The sequence below is a fragment of the Streptomyces sp. NPDC087270 genome (assembly GCF_044744625.1).
In the GTDB taxonomy this organism is placed as follows: domain Bacteria; phylum Actinomycetota; class Actinomycetes; order Streptomycetales; family Streptomycetaceae; genus Actinacidiphila.
The window spans coordinates 110,182-135,419 of record NZ_JBIUYR010000004.1 but is presented as its reverse complement, the minus strand read 5'-3'; the positions used below and the strand labels follow the sequence as shown (position 1 = coordinate 135,419).

General features: G+C 68.7%; 17 protein-coding genes and 3 pseudogenes. 9 read left to right on the top strand and 11 right to left on the bottom strand.

From position 1 onward, the window contains the following. Positions 1-29: 29 nt before the first annotated feature. The 5 genes from ACIPAE_RS09670 to ACIPAE_RS09650 all read right to left on the bottom strand — a co-directional run bounded on the left by ACIPAE_RS09670 (position 30) and on the right by ACIPAE_RS09650 (position 4,467). On the bottom strand, positions 30-821 hold the full coding sequence (locus tag ACIPAE_RS09670) for a rhomboid-like protein (RefSeq protein WP_402444081.1): 792 nt from the start codon (positions 819-821) through the stop codon (positions 30-32). A gap of 72 nt (positions 822-893) precedes the next feature. After that, positions 894-1,685 (bottom strand): ABC transporter permease, encoded by a 792-nt coding sequence (locus ACIPAE_RS09665; protein ID WP_329367081.1) that lies wholly within the window; start codon positions 1,683-1,685, stop codon positions 894-896. 12 nt (positions 1,686-1,697) lie between these two features. Beyond that, positions 1,698-2,615, bottom strand: a complete 918-nt coding sequence (locus tag ACIPAE_RS09660) for an ABC transporter ATP-binding protein (RefSeq protein ID WP_329367079.1) — start codon at positions 2,613-2,615, stop codon at positions 1,698-1,700. Continuing rightward, complete coding sequence (locus ACIPAE_RS09655) at positions 2,612-3,511, bottom strand: ABC transporter permease (protein ID WP_329367076.1); 900 nt, start codon at positions 3,509-3,511, stop codon at positions 2,612-2,614. The genes ACIPAE_RS09660 and ACIPAE_RS09655 overlap by 4 nt, the downstream gene beginning before the upstream one ends. Then, entirely contained in the window at positions 3,508-4,467 is a 960-nt protein-coding gene (locus tag ACIPAE_RS09650; protein WP_329367074.1) for an ABC transporter ATP-binding protein, read from the bottom strand. The genes ACIPAE_RS09655 and ACIPAE_RS09650 overlap by 4 nt, the downstream gene beginning before the upstream one ends. Before the next feature lie 214 nt (positions 4,468-4,681). On the opposite strand from ACIPAE_RS09650, the gene ACIPAE_RS09645 reads away from it, so the two are divergent. The 3 genes from ACIPAE_RS09645 to ACIPAE_RS09635 all read left to right on the top strand — a co-directional run bounded on the left by ACIPAE_RS09645 (position 4,682) and on the right by ACIPAE_RS09635 (position 8,741). Further along, entirely contained in the window at positions 4,682-6,607 is a 1,926-nt protein-coding gene (locus ACIPAE_RS09645) for an SDR family oxidoreductase (protein WP_402444485.1), read from the top strand. Between the two features lie 94 nt (positions 6,608-6,701). Further along, a complete protein-coding gene (locus ACIPAE_RS09640) occupies positions 6,702-7,619 on the top strand; it encodes a metal-dependent hydrolase (protein ID WP_329367072.1) in 918 nt (305 codons plus the stop codon). A gap of 33 nt (positions 7,620-7,652) precedes the next feature. Then, complete coding sequence (locus ACIPAE_RS09635) at positions 7,653-8,741, top strand: MerR family transcriptional regulator (RefSeq protein ID WP_402444078.1); 1,089 nt, start codon at positions 7,653-7,655, stop codon at positions 8,739-8,741. Positions 8,742-8,838: 97 nt separating this feature from the next. Here ACIPAE_RS09635 and ACIPAE_RS09630 read toward each other — a convergent pair. After that, positions 8,839-9,519, bottom strand: a pseudogene (locus ACIPAE_RS09630) (LLM class flavin-dependent oxidoreductase); the annotation flags it as partial. Between the two features lie 52 nt (positions 9,520-9,571). Here ACIPAE_RS09630 and ACIPAE_RS09625 point away from each other — a divergent pair. After that, positions 9,572-10,969, top strand: coding sequence for a recombinase family protein (locus ACIPAE_RS09625; RefSeq protein WP_402444077.1), 1,398 nt, complete (start codon positions 9,572-9,574; stop codon positions 10,967-10,969). A 47-nt stretch (positions 10,970-11,016) separates the two neighbouring features. On the opposite strand, the gene ACIPAE_RS09620 is transcribed toward ACIPAE_RS09625, so the two are convergent. Next, positions 11,017-12,381 (bottom strand): tetratricopeptide repeat protein, encoded by a 1,365-nt coding sequence (locus tag ACIPAE_RS09620; protein WP_402444075.1) that lies wholly within the window; start codon positions 12,379-12,381, stop codon positions 11,017-11,019. A gap of 156 nt (positions 12,382-12,537) precedes the next feature. Here ACIPAE_RS09620 and ACIPAE_RS09615 point away from each other — a divergent pair, with 156 nt between their 5' ends. Both ACIPAE_RS09615 and ACIPAE_RS09610 read left to right on the top strand, forming a co-directional pair. Further along, the gene (locus ACIPAE_RS09615) at positions 12,538-13,074 is read left to right on the top strand and encodes a hypothetical protein (protein ID WP_402444073.1); all 537 of its coding nucleotides are present in this window, start codon (positions 12,538-12,540) and stop codon (positions 13,072-13,074) included. A 3-nt stretch (positions 13,075-13,077) separates the two neighbouring features. Then, on the top strand, positions 13,078-13,383 hold the full coding sequence (locus ACIPAE_RS09610) for a hypothetical protein (RefSeq protein WP_402444071.1): 306 nt from the start codon (positions 13,078-13,080) through the stop codon (positions 13,381-13,383). A 45-nt stretch (positions 13,384-13,428) separates the two neighbouring features. Here the strand turns inward: ACIPAE_RS09610 and ACIPAE_RS09605 are convergent, their stop codons facing one another. Further along, complete coding sequence (locus ACIPAE_RS09605) at positions 13,429-13,878, bottom strand: DUF2199 domain-containing protein (RefSeq protein ID WP_366411262.1); 450 nt, start codon at positions 13,876-13,878, stop codon at positions 13,429-13,431. A gap of 180 nt (positions 13,879-14,058) precedes the next feature. On the opposite strand from ACIPAE_RS09605, the gene ACIPAE_RS09600 reads away from it, so the two are divergent. The 3 genes and pseudogenes from ACIPAE_RS09600 (at position 14,059) to ACIPAE_RS09590 (ending at position 16,089) form a co-directional block, all read left to right on the top strand. Next, complete coding sequence (locus ACIPAE_RS09600) at positions 14,059-14,496, top strand: DUF4259 domain-containing protein (RefSeq protein ID WP_402444069.1); 438 nt, start codon at positions 14,059-14,061, stop codon at positions 14,494-14,496. A 248-nt stretch (positions 14,497-14,744) separates the two neighbouring features. After that, a pseudogene (locus tag ACIPAE_RS09595) lies at positions 14,745-15,107 on the top strand (creatininase family protein); the annotation flags it as partial. A gap of 76 nt (positions 15,108-15,183) precedes the next feature. Then, positions 15,184-16,089 carry an LLM class flavin-dependent oxidoreductase gene (locus ACIPAE_RS09590; RefSeq protein ID WP_402444067.1) on the top strand — a complete coding sequence of 302 codons (906 nt, stop codon included), beginning with the start codon at positions 15,184-15,186 and terminating at the stop codon, positions 16,087-16,089. Positions 16,090-16,221: 132 nt separating this feature from the next. Here the strand turns inward: ACIPAE_RS09590 and ACIPAE_RS09585 are convergent, their stop codons facing one another. The 3 genes and pseudogenes from ACIPAE_RS09585 to ACIPAE_RS09575 form a co-directional block, all read right to left on the bottom strand. Further along, positions 16,222-22,320, bottom strand: a complete 6,099-nt coding sequence (locus ACIPAE_RS09585) for a hypothetical protein (protein ID WP_402444065.1) — start codon at positions 22,318-22,320, stop codon at positions 16,222-16,224. Between the two features lie 70 nt (positions 22,321-22,390). Beyond that, positions 22,391-24,583 (bottom strand): hypothetical protein, encoded by a 2,193-nt coding sequence (locus ACIPAE_RS09580; RefSeq protein WP_366411257.1) that lies wholly within the window; start codon positions 24,581-24,583, stop codon positions 22,391-22,393. 417 nt (positions 24,584-25,000) lie between these two features. Next, positions 25,001-25,216: pseudogene (locus ACIPAE_RS09575) on the bottom strand (LLM class flavin-dependent oxidoreductase); the annotation flags it as partial. Positions 25,217-25,238 lie beyond the last annotated feature (22 nt).

The window sequence follows — 25,238 nt, the reverse complement described above, 5'->3', positions numbered from 1 at the left end:
GTCCGTACGCAGGGGATTGCCGGGAGCGCCTACCGGCGGTCCCGGCGGCCGTCCTCCCACCCGGCCGCCCTTCCGTCGGCCGTACCGCCGTCGGTCGTACCGCCGTCGGATACCGGAGCGTGCGCGGCAGGGGTGGGCGGCAGCGGCGTCAGGGCGTAGCAGCACAGCCCGATCAGCACCGCCGTGAAGTGGCCGAGGTCGGTGAAGGTGTCACCGGTCACCAGGCGGTAGCCGAAGAAGCCGAGCAGCGCCACCGCGTAGGGCCGGCGGACACAGCGCGGCAGCCGGTAGGTGAGGACCCCGGCGACCCCGGCGAGGCCGTAGCTGACCCCGATGTCCACGGTGTACGCCAGGGAGTGCGGCAGGCGGTTGTCCCGGATGTCGAGGAAGACCGCCTTCTGGCTGAGCAGGGTGGCGCCCACGTGCGCGAAGGCTGCGGTCGCCAGCCAGCGCGCGGTGCCGAGCCAGCGTTCCGCGGTGGCGTGCACCACCTCGAAGAGCACCACGTACACGGCGAGACCGGACGGGCTCTGTATCCACAGCGCGCTGGCGATCAGCACCCGGATCGGGTGCGCCCGCAGCTCCACCAGGTTGGTGCTGACCTGGTGGAGTACGTGCGAGCGCACGTCCGCCGGCAGCAGCGCGGCGATCCCGCTGGTGAGCAGGATGATCAGAAGCCAGATGTGCGTGCCCGGGGTGGAGCGGACCCAGGCGACAGCAGCGCGCCCCGCGTCGCCGGGTGTGACCCGGTGGCACGGGGCGACCGATCCGGCGGCGCGGCGCTGAGGCGGCGGGGTGCTGTGCGAGGAGTCCTGGGCCATCCCCTCCAGTCTCGGACGGTTCGCTGTGAGCCGCCGGATGGACGCACTGGCAGGGCGGGTGCGTTCGGCGCCTTACTCGTCGCCCACCGGCTTCAGGGTGCTCAGCCGGCGCGCCGCGTACCAGGTGGCCGCGACCGTGACCACGATCAGCAGGATGATCCCGGTCGGCAGCGACACCGCCGAGCTGACCAGGTCGCCGTGCGCGGCCTTCGCCCCGACAGCGAGCGCCCACTGCTGCACGCTGAGCGTCTGGGCGCCGGACACGAGGTTGCCGATCACCGTCTCCCACACCAGCGCGTAGACCAGGCCGACGACGACCGCGTGCCGGGTGAACACCCCGAGCAGCAGGAAGATCGCCGAGTAGGCGACGGACGCGACCGCGGTGGCGATGCCGTAGGCCACCGCGATGTTCTGGCCGTTGGCGTTGAGCAGGTAACCCGCGAGCAGGGTGGGGATCGCGGAGAAGACGAGGGTGACGCCGATGGCGACGAGCAGCTTGGTGCAGATGATCGTGGAGCGCCTGATCGGCTTGGCGAGCAGGTAGACGATGGCACCGTCGTCGATCTCGGGGCCGATCGCGCCGGTGCCGGCGATGACGCCGAGCAGCGGCAGCATGGAGCTGAGCGCGAAGCCCTGGAGTATGTCGTTGGCGGTGCCGTCGTCGGCGCCGGCCAGGGCGCGCACGGCGGCGCAGATGACCAGCAGCAGCGCGGGCAGCCCGAACAGCAGCAGGGCGCGGCGGCGGCCGAGCAGCGCGCGGTAGGTGAGCCTGGCCACGGTGGGGTGGTAGAACACCGGACCGCCGGTGCGGGGGGCCGCCGGCTTGGCGGCGGGCGCGTCGGGGAGCGCGGAGGTGGTGGACATGTCGGTCGCTCCTTACGCCGTGACCAGGTAGGAAAACACGCTTTCCAACGACTCGTCGGACGGCGAGACCGCGTACAGCCGGATGCCGTGGTCGCGGGCGATCCGCGGCAGGTACTCGGTGAAGCCGGCGAAGTCGATCGCCTGGATGCGCAGGGCCCGCTCGGTGCGGTCCAGTTCGATGCCCGCGGTGGAGCCGTGCGCGATGAGCGCGGAGGCGAGCGCGCGGTCGTCGCTGGAGCGTACGAGGTAGCGGTGCGGGCGGTCGGTCATGAGCCGGCGGATCTTGCGGAAGTCGCCGGAGGCGGCGTGCCGTCCGGCCACCACGACCTCGATGTGGTGGGCGAGTTGCTCGACCTCCTCCAGGATGTGCGAGGAGAACAGCACGGTCCTGCCGTCCGCGCCCATGGCGCGCAGCAGGTCCATCAGGTGCAGCCGCTGGCGCGGGTCCATGCCGTTGAACGGCTCGTCGAGCAGCAGCACCGACGGGTCGTGCACCAGCGCCGACGCCATCTTGGCGCGCTGCCTCATGCCCTTGCTGTAGGTCTCGATCCGCCGGTCCTGGGCGTACTCCATCTCCACCGTGGCCAGGGCGCGCTGGGCGGCGGCGCCGGGGTCGGCCAGGCCGTGCAGTTCGGCGTTGGCGACGACGAACTCGCGTGCGGTCAGGAAGTCGTACATCGACTCGCGTTCGGGCACGATGCCGATCTCGCGGTACGCCTGCTCGTTGCGCCAGATGACGGCGCCGTCGAGGGTGACGCTGCCGCCGGAGGGGGCGAGGAAGCCGGCCATCATGTTGATGAGCGTGGACTTGCCCGCGCCGTTGGGGCCCAGCAGTCCGGTGACGCCCGGGCCGATGGTCATGGTGATGTCGTTGACCGCCACCACGTTGCCGAACCAGCGGGAGACCGTGTTGATGCCGATGGTGGTCATGAAAGGCCCGCCTTCTGGTAGCGGCGCATCAGCAGCCCGAAGCTGCCCGCCAGGATCGCCATGATGACCAGCAGATACGCGATCCCGGCCACCGCGTCGGGCGGTCCCGCCGCATGCGGGAAGGCGGAGGTGGCGTCCAGGAACCAGGTCTGGAAGCCGTCGATCAGGGTGATCGGCGAGAACAGCCCGAGCCAGCCGATGACGTGCCACTTCTCCTGGTTGAACGCGACGCCCTGCACCGCGGAGACGGCGCCGTAGGTGATCACGAACAGGGTGATCACCGCGGCGACTCCGAAGCCCCGGCGCGGGGTGACGGCCGCGATCACCAGCCCGATGCCGGCGAACAGCAGGGACAGGACGGCTATGGACACCAGGCCCTTCGCAAACCCGGCGGTCTGGTGGCCGAAGCTGAGCTTCGCCAGCAGCGCGCCGATGTAGAGGATCAGCAGGGGGAGCGCGGTCAGCAGGAACAGCGCCGAGGCCAGCGCGGCGAACTTCGCGGCCACGTAGTCGACGGCCTCGATCGGCCGCGAGAAGTACAGCGGGGTGGTCTTGAAGCGCAGGTCGCGCGAGACGGCCTGGGGTGCCTGGGAGGCGACGAAGAGCGTGATGACCGCCTGGAGCACGATCGCGTAGCGGGTGTACTGGAGCGGCAGGTCGTTGCGGTTCGTGACGATCGTGACCGCGACGAGGATCAGTGCCGGCAGGCACATCACGCCGAGCAGCAGCATCGGCAGCACCTTGGACTTGGCGCTGCGGCCGAGGCCGTACGCGCCGCGCAGGCTCTGCACGTAGAGCGACTTGCGGGCGTAGGCGCGGCCGAGGCGGGGCCCGTCGTACGACCGGTAGCCGATGTCGTGGATGACGTCCGTGGGCGTCAGGTCGGGCTGGGTCACCGGGCGTTCCTTCCTGTGCCCGCGGGGACGGGTGCGTGCGCGTCGGTGTCGGTGGCGGCGTCCGTGTCCGCGAAGAGTTCGGCGATCCGGTGGCGGCGCTGTTCCATGCGGACCAGGCCGACGCCGAGGACGGCCACCGCGTCGCGGACGGTGTCGTACGTCTCGTCGCCCGCGATGTCGACCATCAGCAGGTGGCCGGCGCCCTGGGCGGTCAGCCCCGCGCCGGTCAGCGCGGCGAGCAGGTCGTCCTCGCGATCGGTGACCTCGACGGCGAGAGAGCCGGTGGTCTGGGTGAAGTCGCTGGTGGACGACGCCCGCAGCAGCTTGCCGCCGTCGATGACGACGATGTGGTCGCTGGTGCGCTCCAACTCCCCGAGCAGGTGCGAGGTGACGAGCACCGAGATGCCGAAGTCGCTGTGCACGCGGCGGATCAGGCCGAGCATGTCGTCGCGGCCGACCGGGTCGAGGCCGTTGGTCGGCTCGTCGAGCAGCACCAGCTCGGGGTCGTGCACCAGCGCCTGGGCGAGTTTGACGCGCTGCTTCATGCCCGTGGAGTAGCCGCCCATCGGGCGGTAGCGCTCCTCGTACAGGCCGACGTGCCGCAGCGTGTCGGCGGTGCGTTCGCGGGCCGCGGTGGGCGGCAGGCCCGACATGCGGGCCATGTGCACCACGAACTCGGTCGCCGAGACGTCCGGCGGGAGGCAGTCGTGCTCGGGCATGTAGCCCACCAGGGCCCTGATCTCGGCACCGTCCGTGGCCACGTCGCGGCCGAGCACGGTGGCACGGCCCTCGGAGGCCGGGGCGAGTCCCAGCAGGATCTTGATCAGGGTCGACTTGCCGGCTCCGTTGGCGCCCACCAGCCCGGTCACACCGGGCGTGATGTCCACGGTCAGCCGGTCGAGCGCGGTCACCCTCGGGTACCGCTTGCTCAGGCTCTCGGTAGCGATCACAGTCACGGCTCGACCGTAGTGGTAAACGCAAGGCCCCCGCGTCGCCCGCGGGGCGGTGCTTCGTGTACGACTCACGGCTGACCACCCGTAGGGGTCGGCACCCGATCGGATGAAAGTGCCTACGGGTCGGGGTCGGAGGTCTTGACGCTGCCATCAGTCGATGTCACATTGATCACTGACAGTGTTGATCGGTGCTGGGGGCGGTGACGGCGTGGACGGCATGGGTGGGACGGACGGAACGGGCGGGACGGACGGCGGGAGCGGCGCGGAGGACGCGGGCCGGGCAGCGGGCGCTGACGCGGACGCGGGCCTTGACACGGAGTCGGACGGCGCCGAGCAGGCGGGTGGCCCGGTGCGGGAGCGGTTCGTGACCGGCGCCGGCGGCGTGCGGCTGTGCGTGACCGAGCGCGGTGCGGCCGCCGCGCCCGGCGGCCCGCCGACCGTGGTGCTGGTGCACGGCTATCCGGACAGCAAGGAGGTCTGGTCGCCGGTCGCCGAGCGGCTCTCCGACCGCTTCCACGTGGTGAGCTACGACGTGCGGGGGCATGGCCGCTCCTCCGCTCCGAGCCCGCTCAGGGGCGGCTTCACCCTGGAGAAGCTGACCGAGGACTTCCTCGCGGTCGTCCGTGCGGTCAGCCCGGACCGCCCGGTGCACCTGGTCGGCCACGACTGGGGCTCCGTGCAGGGCTGGGAGTTCGCCACCGTGCCCGCCGCCGAGGGCCGGATCGCCTCCTTCACCTCGATCTCCGGCCCGAGCCTCGACCACTTCGGCCACTGGATCAACCGCCGCCTGCACCGCCCCACCCCGCGCCGCGTCGCCCAACTCCTCGGCCAGGGAGCCAAGTCGTGGTACGTCGGCGCCCTGCACACCCCCGTGCTGCCCGAGCTGGCCTGGCGGGGACCGCTCGGCAAGCAGTGGCCCAAGATGCTCGCCCGGGCCGAGAAGGTCCCCTCCGACGGCTATCCGACCGCCTCCCTCCCGCAGGACGCCGCGCACGGCGCCTGGCTCTACCGCGACAACATCCGGCGCCGGCTCGGCCACCCGCGCCCCGACCCCGTCGCCCACGTCCCGGTCCTGCTGATCACCCCCACCCGCGACGCCTTCCTGTCCGAGCGGCTCTACGACGACCTCGACCGCTGGGTGCCTCAGCTGACCCGCCGCACCCTGCCGGCCAAGCACTGGGTGCCGCGGTCCCGGCCGGACCAACTGGCCCGCTGGATCACTGATTTCGTGGCCGCCACCGAGGGTGAGGCCGCTCTCGACGACGCTGGACCGGGCCCCGCCGCGCGGACCGTGCTCGGCCGGGGCCTGCCGGCCGCACGCGAGCGGTTCGCCGGGCAACTGGTGGTGGTCACCGGCGCCGGCAGCGGCATCGGGAAGGCGACCGCGCTCGCCTTCGCCGAGGCCGGTGCGCGGGTGGTCGCGGTGGACCGGGACGCGGAGGGCGCCGCCTCGACCGCGGCGGCCGCCCGCCGGGCCGGCGCGCCCGACGCCTGGCCCGAGGTGGTCGACGTCTCGGACGCCGACGCGATGGAGAAGTTCGCCGCCCGCACCGCCGACCTGCGCGGGGTGCCCGACGTGGTGGTCAACAACGCGGGAATCGGGCTGGCCGGCGCCTTCCTCGACACCACCCCGGAGGACTGGAAGCAGGTACTTGACGTCAACTTGTGGGGCGTCATCCACGGCTGCCGACTCTTCGGGCGCCAGATGGCCGAGCGCGGCCAGGGGGGCCACATCGTCAACACCGCGTCGGCCGCCGCCTTCCAGCCCTCCCGCGCCCTGCCCGCGTACAGCACCTCGAAGGCCGCCGTGCTGATGCTCAGCGAGTGCCTGCGGGCCGAACTCGCCCCGCACGGCATCGGGGTGAGCGCGATCTGCCCCGGCCTGGTCAACACCGCGATCACCGGCAGCGCACGGCACGCGGGCGTCAGCGACGAGGAGCAGGAGCGGCGCCGCGCCAAGAGCGCCAAGCTGTACGCCTTGCGCAACTACCCGCCGGAGAAGGTCGCCCGAGCCGTGGTGCGCGCGGTGCGCCGGGACACCGCGGTCGTCCCGGTCACACCCGAGGCGCGCGGTGCGCGGCTGCTGTCGCGGATGTCCCCGGGCGCGCTGCGCGCGCTCGCCCGGGTCGATCCGCCGATGTAGCCGGCTGCCCGTCAGCCCGGCCGGGCACCTGCCACGCCGCCGTCCTCGTCCGTCCCGATCCCCACCCGCAGAACCCCGTAAGGAGGCCACACCCGTGAGCCACGCGATCAAGCCCCGTCGGGTCACGTTCGACTGGAAGCAGACCCCGCTGCACTGGATTCCGGGCGAGCCGACGGCGACCCACGTCATCAACGTGCTGCATCTGCTGCTGCCCGCGGGCGAGCGGTGGTTCGTGAAGGTGTTCAAGGAAGCGCTGCCCCTGGTCACGGACGAGCGGTTGCTCAAGGACGTGAAGGGCTTCATGGGCCAGGAGGCCACCCACAGCGTCCAGCACGCGTATGTGCTGGAGCACCTGGCCGAGCAGCGACTCGACACCGAGGCGTACACCCGCCATGTGGAGTGGATGTTCGACGTGATGCTGGGCGAGCGCCCGCCGTGGGGCCTGCCGGTGCCGCGCCGCGAGTGGCTGCGTTTCCGGCTGTCGCTGATAGCCGCGATCGAGCACTTCACCGCGGTGCTCGGCGACTGGATTCTGGACGCGGACGCGCTGGACGGCGCGGACAGCGACGAGGTGATGCTCGACCTGCTGCGCTGGCACGGCGCCGAGGAGGTCGAACACCGGTCGGTCGCCTTCGACATGTACCAGCACGCGGGCGGCAAGGGCGCGGTGCGCTACCTGCGCCGCGCCGAGGGCATGGCGCTGGCCTGGCCCACGCTGTTCTACCTGTGGGTGGCCGGTGCCCGCTATCTGCTGCGCCACGACCCGCAGCTGGACCGGGGCCGCTACCGCTTCAAGGACCACCGCGCCGCCGCCCGCCGCGGCCTGGTCCCCTCCTGGGCCTCGCTGCACGGGGCCATGCCCCGCTACCTGCGGCGGTCGTACCATCCGTCGCAGGAGGGATCGTTGAGCAAAGCGGTGGAGTACCTGGCGGTGTCCCCCGCCGCGCAGGCCGTCCAGCCCAGGACGTCCGCCGGCGGCGGGGCGGCGGAAGGGCCGGCCGTCGCCTCCTGACCCCCGTACAGCAGACCAGCGAGGAGCAAGTCCGTGACCACCGCGGAAGAGCAGCGCGCCTACCGGATCGAGGACCTGTCCCACCTCAGTGGCACCACGGTCCGCACGATCCGGGCGTACACCGACCGCGGCCTGCTGCCCAAACCGGAGCGGCAGGGCCGGGCCAATGTCTACGACGACACCCATCTGGCCCGGCTGCGGCAGATCGCCGACCTGCTGGAGCGCGGCTACACGCTGGCGAGCATCAAGGAGTTGCTCGCCGCCTGGGACGCGGGCACCGGGCTCGGCGGCGTACTCGGACTGGTCGGCGAGGTGGACCGGCCGTGGTCCGACGAGGCACCGGCCCGGATAGCGCTGGCCGAGCTGACCGAGGCGTTCGGCGGCGTGATGGACCTGACGGCGGTCGAGGAGGCGCTGCGGCTGGGTGTCCTGGAGGCGGTGCCCGGACACGACGACGAATTCCTGGCGCCGAGCCCCAGCGAGCTGGCCGTCGCTGCCGAACTGCACCGTGCAGGGGTGCCGCTGGCCGCGATCACCGGGCATCTGCGCGAGGTGCGCGGCCATGTCGAACACATCTCGGAGCGGTTCCTGGAGTTCACCACGGAGTACGTCTTCCAGCGCTTCCTCCAGCACCCGCCGACCGACGAGGAGGCCGCCGAGGCCACCGACCTCATCCGGCGGCTGCGCCCGCTCGCCCAGCAGACCGTCGACGCCGAGCTGGCCCGAGCGATGCGGTTGCGGGCCACCGAGCACATCCGGCGCCATCTGGGAGACGCGGCCGCGTTCACGCCGCCGGCCGAGCAGGAGCCGCCCGGGTCCGGGGCGGAAGCGGGGCGCGGGAGCAGCGCGGAAGGCGCGACGCGCGAGGCCACCGCGCCCGAGGTCACCGCGCCCGAGGCCACCGCGCCCGCGCCCTCCGCCGGCACCGTGCCTTCGGCGGCGCCCCCGTCCACGCCCCCGTCGCCCCTGTCCGTACTCGTACCGCTGCCCGCGCCCACCGTCGCCGCCGTACAGGAGCTGGTGGGGGCCGACCGGGTGCAGGCGTTCGTCGCCGCCGCCGCCGACCGCGAGGTGGCCGCCCGCCGGATGGACGCGCTGGCCGACCGACCCGCCGCTCCATGACGCGAGCGGTGCGGCGCCGTCCCGGGCTCCACGGCACGACGTCGGGCCGCCACGTGCCGCGGTGGTGGCGGCCCGGTCGGCACGCGCGGCGGGCGGCTCAGCCGAGCTGACCCGGTGCCTCGATCGCGATCTGCTCGAAGATCGCATGGTCGTAGCCGAAGTCGGAGTCCGGGATCGGCCAGTGCACGACGATCTCGTCGATCCCGGCCTCGGCGTGCCGCCCGGCGAAGTCCACGAACGCGTCCAGCGAGCTGAACGGAGCGGCCCGGTCCGGAGTGAAGCCGGTCAGCAGCACCTTGGGCACGCCGGCCGGCTCGCGGGCGGCGTCCCGCAGCGCCGAGCCGAGCCGCTCGATCTGGCCGCGGATCGCCGCCAGCGACTCCTCCGGCGTCCCCGTCTCGTAAAGCGCCGGGTCACCCGTGGTCACCCACGCCTGGCCGTACTTCGCAGCCAGCCGCATGCCCCGCGGTCCGGTGGCCGCCACCGCGAACGGCAGCCGCGGCGTCTGCACGCAGCCGGGGATGTTCCGCGCCTCGACGGCGGAGTAGTAGCTGCCCCCGAAGGTGATGTCGCCCTGGGTGAGCAGCCGGTCGAGCAGTTCCACGAACTCCGCGAACCGGTCCGCCCGTTCGCGCGGCGACCACTCCTCCTGCCCCAGCACCAGCGCGTCGAACCCGGTCCCGCCGGACCCGATCCCCAACGTCACCCGCCCGTCGCTGACGTCGTCGAGCGTCATCAGCTCCTTCGCAAGCGTCACCGGATGCCGGAAGTTCGGCGAGCCAAAGCCTCGTTCATACAATCGGTTCATGCGGCGACACGAGGCACAGGAAATGACAATAACCCCAGGTGAACCGGCGGCTCTGTACTGCCGGATATCCCAGGCGGACGACGATGACCAGACCGGCGTCGACCGCCAGGAGCGCATCTGCCGGGAGATCGCCGAGCGCCGCGGGCTAGTCATCGACCCGAGCCACGTCTTCGTGGACAACAGCCGCTCGGCATGGCGGCGCAACCGCAAGCGGCCAGGCTGGGACCAACTCCTCGAAAGTGCCCACCGCCGCGAGTTCCGGCACATCATCGCCTACCACCCCGACCGCCTGATGCGGCAGCCGCGAGACCTCGAAGAACTGCTTCAAGTCTCGGACGACCACCAGATCCTGCTCCACGGCGAAGCCAACCGGCGGAACCTCTCCGACCCCGACGACCGCTTCATCCTGCGCATCGAGGTCGCCCACGCCTGCCGCTCCTCGGACGACACCTCGCGCCGCCTGAAGTCGGCTCTGAAGGAGCGGGCCGAGACCGGCCTCCCGCACTCCGGCAAGCGCCGCCTCGGTTACGAGGTGGACGGCATGACCATCCGCGAGGACGAGGCCGAGATCGTCCGTGAGGTCTTCGACCGCTACCTGAAGGGCCAGAGCCCGAGCGCCATTGCGCTTCTCCTCCACAAGCGCGGCATCAAGACCGTCTACGGCAAAGAGTGGTCCCAGGGCACCGTCCGGGCCCTCCTCGACTCGCGGCACGTCGCCGGCATCCGCATGCACCAGGGCGAAGAGGTCGGGCCGGGCAAGTGGCCCGCGATCATCGAGCCCGGCATCTGGCAGGAGACGCGTGCCCGGCGCGAGTACCGGTCCGCCGTCCACCAGACCAACCTGGAGCTGCGCCGCTTCTACCTGCTCCGAGGGCTGGTGATGTGCGGGCGCTGCGGCACCCTCATGTCCGGCACGAAGGTGGGTGCTGTGCCGTCGTACTTGTGCCGGAACGGCGACAAGAAGTGCGTACGACGCATCGCGGCAGTGAAGTTGGAGGGCTTCGTCACCGATGCGGCCATCGACCTCCTGCGCAGGCTAACCATCTCCGGCCAGCTCGCCTCGACCTCCTTGCCGGACGCGGCCTCCCGATCCGTGGAAGCCGATCAGCAGCAACTCGACGAGCTGAACCAGATGTGGACCGCGAAGGAGATCACGACAGCGGAGTACCGCGGCATGCGCAAGGAGATCACCGACCGCATCGCCAAGGCACAGCGACGCCTGGTCGTCCGGCCGATGAAGCTGCTAGAAGGGCTCACCGGGCCAGAGGCGAGCAAGGCGTGGGAAGCCGAAGAGATGACGGACGAGCGGCGCAACGCCGTGATGCGCTTCCTCTTCGCCGGAGTCGTCATCGGCGCGTCGACCAAACCCAGCGGCGTCTTCGACTGGGACCGCATCAGCATCGAGCAGAACCCGCTGTAGCGCCTACGCGTCTCGTCTGGCGTCGAGCCCCCGAGGTAGCTGGAACATCATGGGGTTCCGATAGGTGGCGCATCGGCGAGCGTGCCCGTCGACGGCGGCGCGGCCGACTTCGTCGCACGCTGCTGGAGAACCGCCACAGCATCCTTGACACGACCGAGGTCGAGGAGATGCCAGGCCAGAACGCTGCTGTCAGGGGCGTGTCGTTCGAGGACGGCGACGGCCTCCTCGGTGCGTCCGGCGTCGGCCAGCAACCCGGCGATGGACTCGGCGGCGTACCAGGTGCCTCCCTCGGGGTGCGCCCGAGCCCGCTCGATCGCGTTCTCGCGTAGGCCACAGGCGACCATGAGCGGGAGCCGCATTCTGAAGAAATCCCAGCTCTCCTCGCCTCGGCGCGCTGCGAGGGCGTCGAGGTAGGCGAGGCCCTCCTGGGCGCGGCCCTGATCTGCGCACAGAGTGCACAGCATGTCGACGATCCAGTCCTCCTCGCCGCCGGGCGAGTCAGCGAGCGCGCGTATGCCCGCAAGGGCTTCGTCGCCTCGCCCGTGGCGCACGAGGAGTTGCGCGAGCTGTACGGACCCGTGGTAGCGGCGGGCCGGTGAGTCCCCCGGCTGCTGATACACCGCGATCGCACCCTCTATGTCACCCCCCTCCTCCAGTACCTCGGCGAGGCGCCGCGCGGCATGCCCGTGGTACTCGGCCGCGGCATACGTCCGCAGTTCCTGGACCCGGTCGTGGCGGGCCAACAAGTCGGCCAGCTGGTCGCCACCGTTGACCGAGGTGGTGTCCCTGGTGCCCAGCAGGCCGATTGCTTCGTCGACCCGGCCCTGTCGTTCGCGGATCGTCGCGAGCAGGCCCACAGCATTGCCGGGTTCGACGCCGTGGCGGCGGCACGCCGGGGTTCCGCAGCCGGGCGCCGCCTCGATGCGATCCGTCAGCAGTACGGCGACTTCCTCGTCCCTACCCGTGCCCTCGGCGACATCGACCAGGGCGGCGGCCAGGAACCAGTCGGCAACGTGCGGGCTGAGCAGGGTAAACGCCTCATCACCACGACCGTGCCGGGCGAGCAGGAGGGCAAAGAACTTCAGCGCCAGCCGGTCGCCACCCTCTGCATACGGACGGGCCAGCGCGATCGCCTCTTCGACCCGCCCCCACTGCTCCAACAGCTCTGCTGCGGCCTCGACCGCAGTCCACCACCCGGTGGCGATGTACGGGGCGAGGACTTCCCGAGCCTCTGCTTGCCGAGCCCGCCCGCCGAGCAGCCGCGCCTGCTCTCGCGCGCAGAACCACTCCCCGCGGCCGGCTTGGAACTTGACCTCTTCGGCATGACCGAGTTCGAGAAGGCGGGAGACCAGGTGCGGGGGAATGCAGCCGGAAAGCGTCCGGGCCCGGTAGTCAAGATCAGCAGCGTCCACGAGACCGTACCCTAGGCCGCGCCTCGGACACCGACCTTCCGTCGGCAGCGCAACGGTCCTGCTGGCCCCTGATTCTGCCGTCCGCCTCCAATACGCGAGTAGGTGAGGGCGTTCGCGCGCTGGGATGCGCCAGCAGGTCATGGAACGCTGTACTGCATGAGCCAGTCGACCCCCTACGACGACGACCGTGCCAAGTACTCCCGCCAGGGACTCGCCCGGCTCGTGCTCTCCGATCAAGCCCAGGACGTAGCTACCAGTGCCGCCGGCCTCGTGGGTACCCGTCAAGATGCCGACACCGGCCTCGGAGGGCGAGTCAGCCAGGCCCAACAGCTCGTCGAACTGGCCGAGCGAGCCTTGGTCTCGGCGATCATCTACGAGGTAGAGCGTGGAAGTTCCTGGGAGCAGGTCGCCGCGTACCTCGGGATCAGAGCTGACATGGCCGAGGAACAATTTTCCCCTGCTCTCCTGCAGTGGAACACCGCTTTCCAGGCGCCGTACCGCTTGGACGAGTCCGGCTGCAAGCGCATCCCTCAACTGCCTTCTGCTGCATACGATCCCGTGTTCGCCTGTCGCCAACTCGACGCCTGGGCGTTCATCCACCACATCGGGATCGACGACCAGCAGGCCGTCAGCGCCGGCCTCAACATGAGCGGCACTGTGGAGCAGCCCGACCCGACAGCCGAGGAGACCTGACAGATGGCTCTCAAAGGACTCGCCCCTGAACGAGTTGCACGCCTTTCGGTACTCGTCGCCGAGCTTCGCTCCATGCTGGCGACGGGTATGGACATGCCCGTCATCCAGCAGATACTGAGCGCTCGGGGCGTCGGCGTGATGGACTCGATCATCGTTACCCGCGAACTGCTCGGAGCGGGCTCCGAGGCTCTCGGGCAGGCGAAGACATTGGTCTTGACGAGCCCGGCACGTCACGTCGAACGGGGTCAACACCAGTCGCTGGTCGAGGAACTAACGCTCGCCATCAAGCGGATAGACCATCAGACCTGATAGTCGTCCCGAGGACCGGAGGATGAGTCGGTCAACAACGCGGGGTCATGCCGGATGCAGCACCGCAGTGGCGATCTCGCGTACGCGGTCAGGCGTGATCCCGTTGCGCTGTTCGACAGCGAGGGGGTGGTCGGTGGGCTCCAACTCGATGAAGGGGCGGTTGCCAACCGGTCGGGTGTGAGCGTTCGTCTTCAGGTTGGTGGTGCTCTCCGGGTAGAGGGCGAGTTCGGTGCTGAGCCAGCCGAAGTACGGCTTCTCGGCTTCGCGCTCTGGGGTGTTCCACACTTCGAGGGCGCGGGTGAAGTTGTCCTTGCTCAGGGAGACCCAGACGCCCCACGAGAAGACGTCCTCGCTGCCGATCACGGGTATCTCGATCAGGCCCCTGATGAAGAAGTGCTGGCCCTTGATCACGCACTGGTCGGACGACAGCATGCTGTCCGGATCGGTCTCGAAGCCAGGGCCCCAGACATCGGGAGCCTTGGTCGAGTAGCTCATGGGGAGCTGAGCGTGGTGGTCGCCGCAGTGTGGGCACGTGAAGCCGAGATCGTCAGACATGGCGTGAGCGTAGCGACCACCCAGCACCTCGATGCCGCCGTGCGTTGACGTTGTCATCAGCCAGCTTCAGCTGTCGGTGGCCGGTGCGAAGATCCCCAGAACACCAAGCGAGGAGATCACATGGGCACCTGGGACATCGGCCCCTTCGACAACGACACCGCTGCCGACTTCGCCGGCGACCTGGACGAGGCAGCCGTGGAAAAACGCGAGCCCGTGATTCGCAGAGCCCTCAAAGGCGCCGCCGATGCCACGGACTTTCTGGAGACCCCTGACGCCGAGAGAGCCGTTGCCGCGGCAGCCCTGGTTGCCGCGCAACATCCTGACGGCGTACCCACGAGCTCGAACTACGGTCCGTCGGAGCCGCTGCCCGAGTTCCCTGCGGACCTCTGGACGCTCGCCGTCGAAGCCTTGGATCAGGTGGTCGCCGAGTTGTCCGAACTCGCCGAGCTATGGGACGACGTTGCGGAGGGACGGAGGTGGCGCCAGGACATCACCCGCCTCCGTGATGTCCTCGACCCTCCGACCCCGCCACAAGACGCACCCCTCTTCGGGATCTGACCGGCGGCGCGCGTGCACGGACCATGGAGCCCGAGCCGTGACCACCTCGCACTCCGTCTCGGATTCTGCGAAGGGCGCACACCGGGTGCTCCGTTGGGGTCGCCGATCCCCTCTGGATACGCTCCGAGCCATGAGCGGACCCGTGTTGGTGATCGAGCTGGCCGAAGCCCCTTCGCGATCGGCGATCCACCGAGTCCGCGAGTTCCTGGTTCGCTCCTCGGCGCGCCTGCAACGTCGTCCAGGAAGCCAACCTCACCGAACCCCGCATGACCCTCTTCCCCACCCCGGCCGAATGGACCCGCGCCCGCGAACACGCGGGCCTGGCCACCAACTCCCACGACTACATGCACGCCGGCGAGATAGAGACCTCGATCCTCCTGCACGCCGAACCCGACCTCGTCCGCCCCGGCTACGAAACCGCCGACCACGCCGCCCCCGACCGCCCCTTCCTCCTCACCCACGGCATGCGCGCCTACACCGACACCGGCGTCATCGGCTACCCCTCCCACGCCACAGCAGCCAAGGGCAAAGCCGTCCTGACCAGCCTCACCCACGACTTCGAAGCCCACCTCCACGCCCTCGACGAAACAGGGCCGACCACCAACGCGTAGGAGGTCTACCGGCTCAAGCCCGCCACGCAGCGCGAAGGACCGCTGGACGGGTGCTGGCGGCCATAAGCTCCCGGACATGAGTCTGCGCCTGAGCACCGTGATCCTGCCGATCTACCGTTGGGCCGAAGGTCGAAAGGTATGGCAGGGAGCCGAGGAACTCGGCTTCCACACCGCCTACACCTACGACCATCTCTCATGGCGGGTGCCGTTCCGGGACCGGACGTGGTTCGGTGCGATCCCGACGCTGACCGCAGCCGCCGGCGTGACCGACAGCATCCGGCTGGGCACCCTCGTTACGTCACCCAACTTCCGTCATCCCGTGCCGCTGGCGAAGGAGTTGATGACGCTCGACGACGTGAGCGGCGGCCGGGTGACGCTCGGGATCGGAGCCGGCGGGACCGGGTTCGACGCGACTGTCCTCGGGCAGCAGCCCTGGACTCCGAGGGAGCGAGCCGACCGCTTCGCCGAGTTCGTCGAACTCCTCGACCGCCTCCTGGTGCAGGGAGACATCACCTTCAACGGCCGCTACTACTCCGCCGTCGAGGCACGCAACGTCCCCGGCTGCGTGCAGACCCCCCGCCTGCCCTTCGCCGTCGCCGCCACCGGCCCGCGCGGCATGAGCCTGGCCGCGAAGTACGGGCAAGCGTGGGTGACCACCGGCGACCCCGCCCTGTACGAGACCGGCAGCCCCAAGGAGTCCCTGGACGCCATCCGCGGCCAGGTCGACCGCCTTTCGACCGCCCTGCGCGACGCCGCCCGCGACCCCGACAGCGTCCCCAAGATCCTCCTCACCGGCTTCACCCCCGACCGCGCCACCCCCTTCGAATCCCTGGACGCCTTCGTCGACTTCGCCGGCCGCCACGCGGAGGCCGGCATCACCGAGATCGTGATCCACTGGCCCATCCCCGACTCCGACTTCGCCTACGACCACGCCACCTTCGAACGCATCGCCATCGAGGCCCCAGGGCAAATCACCGCTTGAGTTCAGCCCTCCAGCAGCCCGCCCTACCGTCGGACACCGCGTGAGAACCACGGCCCTCGGTCTCTTGACCGCTTGCGGAAGGCTGGGCTGGCTGCCAAGACGTGCGGGCGGCCCAGCCCAGCCTCCCCACGGTCATCCCTTGAGCGCCACGCACCGGCGCAATAGCGGTTCCAGACGCAAGTGACCGTCTTCATGGTCGAACACTTGAAGGGCGTCGAGGCAATCGACAATCCAGCGCGCCTCGTCCTCATCCTCGATCTTGAGAGCCACAGCGGTCACCGCGCTCTCCAGATCGAACGAGCGATCCTCAAATTCCTCGTCGAGGGCCCGATACGCCGCGATGAGCAGCAGGTCCTCGTACACACCGGTCGACTCGGCAAAGGCACGGGTCTCAGCCGGACTCATGCGGAGCTCTGTCATGCGGCGCAAGGCCTGGTCTGCGTCCCGCAGTTCGCTGTGCAACCGGTGTGCTTGGCCGACCAAGCTGGGCCAACCGCCGGTCAGCTCGTGAAGTAGATCGAGACGGTCCTCGGTGTGGAACATGTCTACACGCTGAGCCCAACTGCGCAGGCTGCGGCGATCGTGGCGGCGCAACACCACTGGCGCGGCCGAGGTGGATTCGGTCCCCGTCAGCAGGCTGCGCCACAGGGGTAGCTGCACGGTATTGACGATGATGACGGCCGCGCGGGTGACCCCAGGAGTCGTCGGCAGCAGGGTCTCTGCGAGGTCAACCGCCTCTCGGCAGGTCTCCGGACGTACCGGGTCGCGGTAGTTGACGAAGTCACTGATGACGACACGCCGCTCCTGAGGGCGTCCCCCAGTGAGTTCCTGCCGGTAGACGCTGGGCCTGCCGACCGCTGGAAGGCTCCACCCGTCGACGGACCCGGCGATCGTACGCAGGGCTCCGGCGACGTCGGTGACTCCGGTGGCAGAGGTTCCGAGAACGATCCTGGTCCGGTTGGACCGCTCTCCCAGAAGGTCATCGAGCTGGGTGTTGGTCAGCGGGGCCGGTCGACCGTCCGGCAATTCCGGTCGGCCCTCCTGCACAATGCTTTCCTGCAGTTCGCAGTCTTGTTCGGCTCTCAGCAGGCGGGCCTCCACTTCGTGGGAGGTACCGATCATGCGCAGGGCATTCGGACCGCGAAGATGCCAGCCGAGACCATCGTGGTTGGGCGCCAGGACGCCGAGTCCCACCATCTCGGAGAGGTATGCGCGAAAGCCCTCGGTGTCGAGCTGCTCGAACCCCTCACGCCAGTACGTCTCACACTCGTCGCGCAGCTCGGTGTCGCTCAAACGCACTTCCAGGCCGTGATGGCGAGCGTGGTAGGCCAATACATTGGCGATCACGTCGTAGCGGTGGTCGAGACTCAGCGTGTCCTTGAAGGCTGCCGAGATGCCGTCCCTGAGCGCGGCGTCCGATTCCACCACCTCGATGTCGGCCACCTCCACCTCGTATGGCGGGCCCTCGATTCCTCGCCGTGCCCGCTTGCGCTGCATCAGCTCAACCAGCCGATGTCCAAACATCTGGAGCAGGAAGGGCTGATAGGAGCAGAAACCAAGAACACGGTTGACGAGATCCAGATCCTTGAATTCCAGCCCAAGTGCCCGCATTGGCTCGACCAGCAACTCAGCCGCGGACTGGGGAGCGAGCGGGCCGATCACCTTCGGAGTCTGTGCGAGGTGACCGAAGGGTCCGTTACTCGCGAGCTTGGAGAAGCGCTGCACGGAATGTAAGCCAGCGAAGACGACCTTGGCGCGGTCTTTGGTATCAGACCCCAGGCCCTTGAGTCTCTTGGTCTGATCGAAGCGAGGAGCGTCAGCCTCGAAGAACTGGTCGCATTCATCCAGCAGGATAAGCAGCTTGCGGCGCGAGTCGCCTTCCAGCCATGTCCTGATGCCGGCACGCACCCGTTCCGAGATCTCCTGTCGTTTTCTGCGCCCCTGCGTTCTGTCGTCGAGTACCTGCGCTGCGGTCAGTTCCCGTTCCAGAACGCTCCACAGCGTCTCTGGCCCGAACGAACTGCCCTTCCCGATGTTCTCCTGATCGAGGTTCACGTACACCGCCAAGTTATAGCCGGGGCGCTGCTCAGTGAACCGCTCGCCGGCATCGGCGAGCAAAGCAGATTTGCCGAGCCCTCGGCCTCCGTAAATCACCTGCGTGCCGCGCGGGTCAAGGATGCTCTTGCGCTCAGCCTCCCGGCCGTAGAACATCTCGCCACCGATACGACCGCGCTTCTCCCTGATATAAGGGTTAACGCCCGAGAAGGGGAGCAGTGTCTGCGTGGTGGTGCTGACCTGTCGGTTTCCACGGGCGGCGAGATACGCGAGAGCGGCGTCGTCCACGACCAACAACGACTGCAACCGGGCCGAACCAACCGCGAGTTCCCGGCGTGCCTCGCAACTCAACGTGCCGAAGTAGAGCACAAGGAGGCTCGCGTCGCTGGTGTCACGCTCCGCCCAGCTCATGACAACCTTGGTGTGCGGTCGACCCCAGACCATCATCACCCTGAGATTGCCGCCCTGTTCCGTGATCTCGGAGCCGAACGCGGGCGCTTTGGCTCTGCCATTGACCTCTACTCCGGTTGCTTCGAAGAGTCGGTACTCTCTGCGGTGCTGTGACCCGTCATCGAGCACTCTGGCGCTCTTCGCGTCGTAGCCGAGGAGTTTGAGAAGTGGCGGTACCTGTCTCGTCGGAGCCACGTGAAGCCGGTCGTTCCGTTCGGCGCCGGCCAGCACACGCCACTCCTCAAGCGCATCGGCGGCGAGTGCCGCCTCATCAGTGGAGAGGTCACCGTAGTCCAGGACAGGGAGCGAAGGGTGCTTCCCACCGGACCGCACCAGAGCCACCAGGCCGTCGTCGATACCTCCCGGCAGACCGTCGGGCACGGCCGGGAAGAAGTCGGGCAGGTGGGACTCTCCTCCCTCGATCTCCGGGACCGGTTCGCCGATCTCCAGGAAGTACACGAGGTCGGCAGCGGTGGCCAGGTCGTTTGTCTCCAGACGCCGCAGTACCTGGTCCCGTTCTTCGGTGGCGAGGTCCAAGGCGTCAAGTCGGGCACGGATTCGATCGGCCGCCTGCCGCCGAAAAGCTGGTAGGTCGCTCCGTACCGTGTCCAGCGCGCGACGCACTTCCCTCAGGTCGTGTGCGCCGGGCCCCTCAAGGCGATCGCGTGCGTCGGCCAGTAGCTCCTGGAGGCGTAGGTCCTGGTCCTCGGTCACGGCACCATCAGCCTGGGCACGGTGTAGTTCGGCGATGAGAGTGCGGTGGCTCTCGCGCAGCTCTACGCGCCGATCGGCTTCCCGGTCGTCGACCTGGGTGTCTGATAGCGGTGCGAACTCTACGGCCTGCGCTGCGGGAAGCAGTCCGCGCACGGACAGGTCGATGATGGCGCGTGCCGCGGTGAAGGCGTCATGTGAGAGTCGTTCGTCGAAGGCATCATGCCAGCTCCGGTCGACAGCGGCGAGGAGCCCGTCGAGCGAAGGCCGCTCATCGATGGAGTCACACACCTTCAGTAGTTCTGCGTTCAGCGCGAGTTCCAGGTCGACCGGACCGTCGGACCGTGAGGCCGCAGAGTCACCGGCCAGCAGGGCGAACAGCTCCTCCATCGAAGAGTGCGCCGCCCAAGCCGTCGCAGCTGATATGGCGTCCGAGCTCCGTGCGAGCCGCTTCAGGTCGGCGAGCACATCCTCCTTGCCGTCCAGCAGAGATTGGCGCAGAGCGGAGATCTCCTTGGCGGCTCGATCACTGTCGGAACGGCCGCTGCGGCGGCTGCCGTCTACCACCAGGCACCATTCTTTGACGAGGCCGACCGCGCGCTCCACGAGATGCACCAGATCCTGACGTCCCGAGCCCTGCAACGGCTTGCCGCTGGATGCGCGGTGCTTGCGGTCCATACGATCGATCTCGCTGTTGATCTCGGCCAGCTTCGATAGCCGTTCGGCCTGCTCCCGTGCATCCTGGAGAGAGTCGCGGTTGTCGTCGGCCACTGTCGCGAGCAGCCGCCCGAGCATCCCATCGACAGGGGCAAGCCAGCGCTTGGCGATCTCCGTGGCCCGTGCGAACCGCAGCCTCTGTGGTGTGAGCAGAAGGCGGCTGTGTTCGCGCAGCTCGCGCAGCCGGACCACGTTCTGAGATGTGTCGGCCGCAAGGGGGGACGCGATCATCAAGGCACCACTGAGGGCACGGTCGGCGACGGCGGTCGCCGCCTCCCCGAGCCGGTCTGGAAGCCGAGGCACAAGTGCCTTGAGTTGCGCGCCTGCCAAGTGGTCGCCAGTGATCAGTGCAGTACGCAGCAGTGCAGGCAGCAAGATGAGCTCAGCGCCGTCGGTGTCCTGGCCGGCGTAGCGTCCGTAGTCCTGGAGCAGGTCCGATGTCAGCCGAGCGCTCTGGCTGTCACCAGAGGTGAGCAACGCGGCGGCACCTGCGAGGCGGAGCGCCGCTACCTGGGGCTCTGGGCCGCCGGCGACGAGCGTGAGATGGTGCGCGAGCCCGAAGCGTCGGTCAGCGACGAGCTTTGCCAGGGCCTGTTCCACCGCGGCCTCAAACGTATGGTCCACTCCGGGAACGTCTATCTGCCGGACGGACTTCCCCATGGTGAGAAGGTCTGCCGGTTCGACAAGCGGTGGGACAGAACCTTCTGAGCCCGTATCGGACACCTTGCCGGTGTCGACGCTGGGTGTGATTTGCGTATCCCCAGTGGAGACCGGCTCGTGCACCGTCGCGTGGGCAGGCGGAGCTGCATTCCTGCGGGAAGCGGAAAGGAGCGGGGCCTTCTCGAGCGAGGCGTCGACGGTCTCCGCCGCTGATTCGACAAGCTGCTCGGCCGCGGGCTCTGCGGCCTTCTCGTCCGCGGGAGCGTCGATAGGACCGCTCCCCTCAGGATCGGACGGCGCACGGTCGGCGTCCTCCTGAAACATAACCAGTTCATGAGCTAGGACCACCGCCGTGGCACACGCAGGTGGCAGCACCCGCAGCACCTTCTCTTGCAGGGCAAGGATCTCCGCCGCGGCGTCTGCCCGCCTGCCAAGTCGGACGAGACGGGCCAGGGCAGCGAGCGCGGCGCTTTCCTCCCGTTGCGGCTCGGCCCAGGGCTGTGTCTCCAGCAGGCGGCGGGTCGCATCGCGTACGGCGTCGGCGGCAAGAGCGGCAGCAGCCGAGCCATCCGGGCGGGAGGCGATGGCCATCAACTCGCGCAACCCTTCCTGCGTCTGGAGGTCACGCTCGCGCGCCTCGCGATGGGCGCGTGCGGCTCGGGATAGATCTTCCAAGCGGCGTGGCACCCCTTCGATTCCTGCCGCGTGGAATGCCGCATCAACGCTGTCGAAGACGGCGCCGATCGCCGCGAGCGGAACCAGGTCCTCCTCCTGCGGCGGGCGACCGTCCACGACGGCGCGGGTTACCTTGTCTGCGGCCTGCCGGGCTTGCGCGAGGGCCGACTCCAATTGGCGGCACGCAGCCTCTGCATCTGTTTCTTCGTCGCTTCGGGGGCTGGGGGACGCCACAGAGGCCGCTTCGTCGAAGGTGGGGCTTCCGGGCGGCAAGGACGTGGCAGTGCCGGAGCCTGTGCCTTTCGGATCTATGGCGGCGGTGCTCGCGGGTGCGCCGCCACGTCCAAGGGAAAGTTCGTCGTCCTCCTGCGTTCCGGGGGCGAAGTCCGGGTAGGCATCAACGATCAAGCGGGCTTCGGTACCGACTGCAGCGAGTTGGCTTGCCTGTATCTCGTCGTTCGACAGCCCGAACCAGTCCTGCTCGGCCGTCCACGTAAGAATGTGCGCGTCGGCGACAGTAGCGTTGCACCACGCAAACACTGTTGCCCGAACGAGCGTCGGGCCCCAACGGGCCACCGGGTCGGGAACCACCTCTCCGGCCTGTGCGAAGACGGACTTGACCAGTTGATCTAACACGGTGGCTGTGAGGCTGCCGACCCCGCACGTGCAGGCGTGTTGCCGGGATTCGCGGCGCATTCTCGTTAGGACGTCTCGGCACAGGGCTTTGCTCACCCGTCGAGGAGCCGCCATGCGAATGCCCAGGTTGCGGAGGAGCTCCTGCCGGTCTCGCGGCCGCAACGAGTTGAAGGCCAGCTCCACCATATCGACCGTGAGGTCGTTCAGGGCCGCGATGGCCGGGGTGTCCAAGGCGTTGAGTGCCGCAGCCAAGCCTTCGAGGTCTTGGGCCGAGACGTTCGCCGGAGACAGCGGTGGCCCCGTGACGACTCGGTAGCGATCCTGCATGTACACGTACTCCGTTTCTTGTTGAACGAATCGGGGAGACCGGACTGGCCCGACGCTCGAATGTGTTGCGTCAGCGACAGCGGGTGTGATCAGTGACGAACGTGTAGCCGTAGGGCAGCTCCCAGCCATCCGCCTTGCCGAGCCTGCGGCAATGCTCTCGGAAGGCCGTACGCTGAGCCTCACTCGGTGAGTGGCCAGGTCTCAGTCGGCGCAGATGGCCGGGGACGAATTGGACGACACCGTATGGCTCCTCAACGGCCGGCTCTGTGTGTGCCCACGGGCGGATCACTCGTGGTTGGGAAGGGCGATAGCCGAGGAGCGGAACGGTCCGTTGACCGTCCCGCGGTGGGAAATGCGCCTGCCCCCAGCCGTCTCGACTGCCGAGGACTGATTCCAGCAGTCGCCCTGCGAGCAGCTCCGAGATGGCTGCACTGAGGGCAGCCGCCTGCGATTGGGCTGGCCGCCGTCCGTATATGGCGCTAGGCAATGCGGCCCGGTCCATCAACGCGTGGCCGTCCAAGGTGAGCAGACCGCAACGGCGCACCGTACGCATGACCAGCTGACGAGGGCCGAGCCCGATCGCGCTGTCACCGTAGCGGTCACTCCCCGGAGCGTCCTCTCTGGTGAGCACCTGCGGGTCATAACAGTGCCCTGTCTCGCGATCACCGATGAGCACCTTTTCGCCGAGCGGCATCGTCGTGATGCGGATCACCTGCTCGCCGCGGCGTAGACGCGACTCAAGCATCAGCCCGGGAAAGAATTCCTCAGGCCAGGCGATTCCCGTTATCCGGCCTGATCTGTCAACCAGTTCGGTGGTGACGTCCTGCACCGCGAACTTCTCGCCCAGTTTCTGGCCGGCGTGCTTGACTTCGAGGCGGACTGCGGAAGTCCTGTCCTGCGACCAGCGAAGCTCCTCCATGACAAGGGGAGGCAATGGGAACCAACCGTTGATGAGCTGGTCCAACCGAAGGGGGGCCCGCCAGACGACCTGCTCCATGTCGTTCCGCAAAAGAGCGACGGGACCGAGAGAGGCGCCGTCGGCCAGAGGGGCGTCGACCGGTGCCCACTCCCGCGCCTGCTCCAGCGGCGTGGGTAGCGTCGAATCCCAGCCACGTCCGCTGGGAGCCAGCGGATCTCCGGTGGCTTCAGCATCGCCGGGGTGGTGTGAGCGCCACACACCTCCACCTTCGAAGGCGTCGTCGAGTGTAATCCGCGAGCCATTCTCGAACAGGCCCTGGTCGCTGTCCCCTCGTACGGTGTCAGCGAGTGCGAGGTTCGCCCGACACACCGCTGTCGCGTACCCAGTACCTGTGAGTAGTCCCTCGGCGCCCGAGAACCCGCGAAGCCGTGGTCCGACCGCTGTGTACACGGTAATCGGCGACGTGAGGCCGTAGCGCCGTTTACCTGGCGTGGCTGCGTTCTCGATCGCCGCAGCAAGCGACCGCAAGTCACCACCGCCCAGCGGCCCAGTGTCCCGCCAACAGGCCGCGAGGGAGGTTCGGGTCATGGCGTAGCCCTGCCACGTGCGGAGGACGTCGCTGGACCTGAGCACCCCCCGCACCGTGTCGAGGAGCCCGAGCAGCCCCGCCCGCAAGTCACCGTCGTGCGTGCTATCTACCAATGCGGCAAGTGACACGGGGACGAACGGACTGAGCAACTGTTCCCGTGCCGTTGTCAGGAGATGGTCCGCATACGCCGCCAACTCATCGTGCCCAGCCACATCAGATGACACGTAGCCGACATTCACGACAACGTGTGCGTCCTCATTGATCCAGCGCTGGCGCGTGCGCAGACGATGGAGCTGAGCCTGCGACAAGCTCAGAGCTGGACCGAAGGCGTGGAAGTCCGGGACTAAGAGCTCCCGACGTTGTGCCGCCCCACCGTTTCCCGGCTTCCCGGGGCCGTCGGCTCCGACCGGTGCACCCGAGACCCAGGCGGGCACGTCTCCAAGGGCACGCGTCCCAGGGTGGGCCCCCTCTCTGTAGACGATCTCGGCATACAGCGGGTCCGAGCCGGTGTGCACCCGCACCATCGCTCCGACAGGAAGCGCAGGGGCAGACTCACCGAAGGTGATCACGGGGAAATCGTCGAGGCGAAGCGGACTGCCGCCATAGCCGTCGCCGCCGAGTTCGTATCCGAAATACAGTGCGTTGAAGGCGACGTTGGTGTGCACAGGCATTGAGCGGACTTCCACGACGGCGTCCAGATAACGCCGCAACCGATCCCGTTCCGCGACGGGTACGGCCTCGTAGCCTTTCGTCATGGCGGAGGTCAGCAGAGCCCGATCCCCGTATGGATCAGGTGGCTGAGCTGTGCCACGAGCCCTCGCTGCCGTCACGTGCCTCTTACGCTCGTCGACCGCTACAGGAACGTACGAGCCCGGGTCTCCGCCCATGTCACCTCCACCTCCGCTTCGGTCGGTTGCAGTCCGAAGCGCGGTAGTCCCGCAGCGTAGGCCGACTCGGACAGAAGTGGGGGCACTTTCATCACTTTGCGATGGTCCGCGGGGCTTCTCAGCGAGCGTGGCCGATCGTCAGGTGTCGGTGGACGGACTGCCTGGTGCCCAGGAGAGCAGTCCCACTCGGGGCGACGAGCCATTTGAGACGCAGCGCCAGCAGCCTTGTGGGCTTGGAGAGTGCGATTCCCCAGGTCAGCCCGTGATGCGTGGACACGGCTTGACCGAGGTCACCATCGTGCCGAGCCGGATCGTCGACGTCACCTCGGCGGCAGCGGTCAACGTCGGGATCGCCCCGTACCAGGGCCCGTCCCGGAACGTCCGCCACGACAGGTGGTCATAGGTGTAGGCCGCGTGGAACCCCAGCTCCTCCGCCCCCTCCCACACCTTCCGACCCTCGGTCCAACGGTAGATCGGCAGAATCACAGTGCTCAGGCGCATGCTCATGCGGCAGAGCCTACGG